Below are 1,032 nucleotides of genomic sequence, written 5' to 3' on the forward strand. Positions count from 1 at the left end.
CGTCCACTCGCCGGCGGGGGCGGCCCGCGGGGGGGGGGGCGCCCCCGCCGCCGTCCCGAAGGCGCTGTTCTGGCTGGGGCACCACGGCAACCCGGGCCTCCGCGAGGGCCTCATCGAGGCGCTCCGCGCCGTGCTGGGCGACGCGTCGGCCGCCGTCGTCCTCGCGGCGGCGGACCAGGCCGCCGACGACCGCGCCCGCGCGCTCCTATGCGCCGCGCTGCCCGCGCTCGCCCCCGGCCGGTTCTCGGAGGAGGCGGACGCCGCCGCCGACGTCCGAGGGCTCGCGGAGCACGGCTGGGACATCGAGACCGCCCGCCGCGTCCTTGACGCGCGGACGCGCGGCAAGGCGGTCCCCGCGTCGTTGCGTCCGCTGCTGCCCCGCTGGCTCGACCTGGCCGAATCGGACCCGCGCGCGCTGCGCCTCGCCGTGGACCTCTGCGTCCCGCCGTGGACGGCGACGGAACTGGAGGTCTTCGCCCGGTCCGCCGCGCTCCTCGTCGAGGCACTGGTCACCGGAGAGGCGCGCCGCGACGCCCCGTCCGGCGCGACAGGGCGACGGCTCCGCGAACTGGTGAAGCAGGTGGTGCCTCGGCTCGGCGCGGGGGAGAGGTTCCAGGTCGCCGAGCGGGTGCGGGCACTGCCGCCGAGCACGGTGTCGATCACCCTGCTGAACCTGTGCGGCGCGGTCGTGACGCGCGACGATCTCGAGCGCGCGCTCGCCGCCGCACGGCACGTCCCCGATCGGGCGGCGGACGAGGAGGCCGTCCTGCGGGAGGCGTTCGCGCAGGACGCGCTGGAGCACGCGACCGCCGCGCGCGAGGCGATCAGGGACGCGGCCCGCGAGCCGGACGAACTGCGGCGCCTCCGGGACGGGCTGCGGAGCCCGTCCCGCGAGGTGCTCGACGCCCTGATCCGGGCCTTCCCGGACGCCCCCGCCGCCGCGCGGCCGCTCCTGCTCGACTGGATGGAGGCGGTGCAGCCGCTCGGGCTCCTCGCGGCGCTCCGCGAGCGTCCACGGCGGGGCGCCGAGCG

General features: G+C 78.9%; 1 protein-coding gene. It reads left to right on the forward strand.

Features of this window, described 5'->3' with window-relative positions; genetic code table 11:
• Nucleotides 1-1,032 (forward strand): hypothetical protein (locus ABZ914_RS51820; RefSeq protein ID WP_500201879.1); only part of this gene is annotated, 1,032 nt, incomplete at both ends.

The organism is Spirillospora sp. NPDC046719 (assembly GCF_040645715.1).
Classification (GTDB): Bacteria; Actinomycetota; Actinomycetes; order Streptosporangiales; family Streptosporangiaceae; genus Spirillospora.